The following is a 3,419-nucleotide window of genomic DNA, read 5'->3' on the forward strand; positions in this document are numbered from 1 at the left end:
ATTTCTCTATTTGTAGCTAAGTTAAACTACCAGTTTTTGCTACATCTTTCCTTATTTTCTCATGATAAACTTTTTTCACAGAGACTAGATTGATGATATAATAGGATTATTGTTATAATTTCAGAATACATTATTGCGGGTATTCTTGTAGGTTTTTTACCATTGGCTAGTAGTCTACTTGCAAAGTTCTCATCTATTATTTTACAATAATCATCTACAAAACAGAATAACTCTGTTATATTCTTATGCATTGGGTAACCTCCTATTGTTGCTAAAATACTGGAGTTTACCCTATTTCTCTCTCTACTCTCTTTCTAATCCATAGTTAGCGTTTTGGAGGTATTATAGGTTTAGATTGTTGCTGTTTACTTGCTCTTTTCGCTTCTATATGTTCCTTAGGAACTGTTGCGTAAATTGGTTCTTCTTTAGGTAAATTTGAACTCTGTAAATTTGCTGTTAAAACTTTACTCTTCTTTTCTTGATGACTTGATACTTCTTCACGTTGAGATCCTTTATCTGACCGACTTGCATAGCCTGAATCATCAAAAGGTATAACCTCTGGTTTTGATTTAGAGCACACCTTCTTCTTCTCAGTAGTAGCAACCTTTTTCTGAGGCTCGGTTTTAAGCTCATTCGGAGCAGTCGGAGGTTGTGGAGGCGCTATTGTTGGTCGTTTTACTTTCTTCATGCGATTACTAGCAGATTTTTTTGACTGCTCTTCTTTCCTTTGCTTTGACGTTGTTTTGCTCTCCAAGTTCATTTCATGCGGTTTATGTTCCTCTTTTTCACTCTGCCCTGAATCTAAAATTTCTTTCAAGGTATCGAGTCTTTCTTTTAAGAGGTTAATTTTCCTCAGAACATTTGTATATTCAGCTGCTTTTTCTAAAGCGGGATTCGGTAATTTATCTTTAACAAAATTTCTTATGTTGTCATTCTTAACCGGAACATCTTTCCCTAGCAATATTCTCTTTAATACTCCAAAAAGCCCTAATGGCTTTTTATCCAATGGTTCTACATAATTATTTAAGTCAGTATATATAACAAACTTAGCTATATCTTCTGCCTTGTTTGTAAAACCCTTCAGAGCTTGAGATAAATCTCTTACCGTTTTATCATATTGTTTATCAATTTTTTTTGTATCTTTCAGCTTTATGACTTGTATCAAAGAATTGAGATTCTTGTTATAATTGCCACTCTTAAATGGATCATCCATATTAATTATTACTCTATATTTATTAAAATATAGACCTAAAAAGTTAAAATCTAGTAAATGTTATCTATAAATCCTTATAGAGTAAAAAATTTCTTTTATAGCTAACCTAAAGTGAGATAAAAGAAATTTACTACTTCCTATATAAGGGGCTTGATGTTACTATTTTGATGGCCTATTCTGAATTTATTGAATGAACATTAAAATAAAAAATTTAGTTCATGCTTTTTCTAAATTGCCAAGTTTAGGGCCATCATCATCAAGAAGGTTAGCCATACATTTACTACAAAATAAGGAGAAAGTTATGCTACCACTTGCATCTTTAATCAAAGAGCTGGCGGACCTTATAATAGAGTGTAAAGTTTGCGGAAATCTTGATGCTAAATCACCTTGTTCTATTTGTACTGATCCAAAACGTGACAACAAGTTAATGTGCGTAGTAGAAGAATTAGGTGATTTATGGGCATTTGAGAAAGGTAGTATATATTCAGGTATGTACCATGTTTTGGGTGGCAAGTTGTCTGCAATAAACGGTGTAGGTCCAAAAGAACTTAACCTTGATACCATCCCTAAAAGAGTCGCAGAGTATAAAATTGAAGAGATCATTATCGCAATTAATCCAACATTAGAGGGTCAAGTGACTGTACAGTACATAATTGAATTGCTAAAAAACTTAGATGTGAAAATATCACGCCTCGCTTGCGGCATACCAATGGGTGGAGAAATTGACTACCTAGATGAGGGAACGCTAAAAGCAGCTCTTACCTCAAGACAAGAATACGAATTGAACATGAAATAAGGTATGTGCTTAAGAAAACTTATATCGCTAATAACCTCCAGAAAAAAAGAAACAGTGTCGCCATCTAAAGTGGTAGCCTGGGAAAATGACTTCCTAAACTACAAGCAATTTTCAGGCAAGTTCAGCACTATAGTTAAAACAATTGATCAGTCTTTTACAATGATATCTTTAGAAGGATATAACGGATGGGGCAAGACGTTTTTTCTGAAAGAGTGGGTAAAAGAGTTAAAGCAACAAAATGAAATTGCAGCTTATTATAGCGCATGGGATATCAACGCATTGGATCAATCGCTACCTTCTTTTTTAAATTTCCTATTTGAGGATTTATTTGCATCACATGAAGTAAAAAGAGGCGTTATACGAAGGTTTAAGGACGTAAACCGAGAGCTGTTTTCTTTAAACACACTAGGCAAGCTAATTAGTAAATCTCCACTTGCTATGCTTTCTGTATTTCTTGATGCTGCAAAAGAGGCTGACAAAAAAGATATTGGTTGTGTACTGAGAGAGTTGAATATTCTTCAAAGAAGAAAAGAAAATATTAAGGACTTTAAAACACAATTAGCAAAAGTAGTTAATAGAATTAGAGAAGACAAAAACATCTATATAATGGTGGATGACCTTGATATATGCCGTCCTAAATGCATCATTGATTTTCTGGAATCTATAAAATATATGCTTGATATAGAGGGGCTCGTCTTTATCATTTCTGTCAGTAGAGATAAGAGTAACGTATATAAAGCTATTAGCACAGTACTTGGATCAAATTTTGACTTAAAGTCTTTTACTGATCTCTCCTTACATTTGCCAAAACAATCGATAAAGAAATTTACAAAAGCATTGTTTCAAAATATCAAACTACCAAAAAAATCAAAAAGCTCAATTATAGATAGTTTTATATTCTATGCAGAAAGTCTTTCACTATCGTTAGAAACAATAAAATACTGTGTGAAAAAAATAGAACTATGTCTTTTGAATTACACAAAGGAAGAATTACCCGCTCCAAATCTGTTTTCATTTTTGGTAATACTACGATCGGTAGATATTGATACGTACGAGGAACTAGATTCTTCATATCAGAAAGCGTTAGAAAAAATTGAAAATGAATATAAACCTTTAATTCTAGCTCGCACAAATGGTCAAGAAGAATGGGAAAGACTCAAAGTCTCTCTAGAAACTGCCTTTGTAAGGAAAGAATCAAAAATTAACAAAGCTATAAAGGATATGATGTTTTAAAAAGATACCCTACCTTTACATACACAGAGATAGGGTAACATTTGATTAACGTCCTTTTATCACATCACTAGTCTCTGTGAACAAAGTTTTAGAGAAGCCATATGAGAGAACCAACGAAGTTTAAAAAACCCATAAAAACCTCAGCAGTCTTGTCAAATCGAGAAAAAACACGTCTAA

3 protein-coding genes and 1 pseudogene are annotated in these 3,419 nt (G+C 33.0%); 2 read left to right on the plus strand and 2 right to left on the minus strand.

Annotated features, from left to right (window positions below):
• Nucleotides 1-86 precede the first annotated feature (86 nt).
• Nucleotides 87-251: pseudogene (locus GO685_RS04170) on the minus strand (IS982 family transposase); the annotation flags it as partial.
• A gap of 74 nt (nucleotides 252-325) precedes the next feature.
• Complete coding sequence (locus GO685_RS04175; protein WP_175937700.1) at nucleotides 326-1,213, minus strand: hypothetical protein; 888 nt, start codon at nucleotides 1,211-1,213, stop codon at nucleotides 326-328.
• A gap of 190 nt (nucleotides 1,214-1,403) precedes the next feature.
• Here GO685_RS04175 and recR point away from each other — a divergent pair, with 190 nt between their 5' ends.
• Together recR and GO685_RS04185 are read left to right on the plus strand one after the other, a co-directional pair.
• Complete coding sequence (gene recR, locus GO685_RS04180) at nucleotides 1,404-2,009, plus strand: recombination mediator RecR (protein ID WP_218939227.1); 606 nt, start codon at nucleotides 1,404-1,406, stop codon at nucleotides 2,007-2,009.
• A 3-nt stretch (nucleotides 2,010-2,012) separates the two neighbouring features.
• Nucleotides 2,013-3,242, plus strand: a complete 1,230-nt coding sequence (locus tag GO685_RS04185) for a KAP family P-loop NTPase fold protein (RefSeq protein ID WP_175937701.1) — start codon at nucleotides 2,013-2,015, stop codon at nucleotides 3,240-3,242.
• Nucleotides 3,243-3,419: the final 177 nt, after the last annotated feature.

Origin of the sequence: Wolbachia endosymbiont of Madathamugadia hiepei (assembly GCF_013366855.1) — a bacterium.
In the GTDB taxonomy this organism is placed as follows: Bacteria; Pseudomonadota; Alphaproteobacteria; order Rickettsiales; family Anaplasmataceae; genus Wolbachia.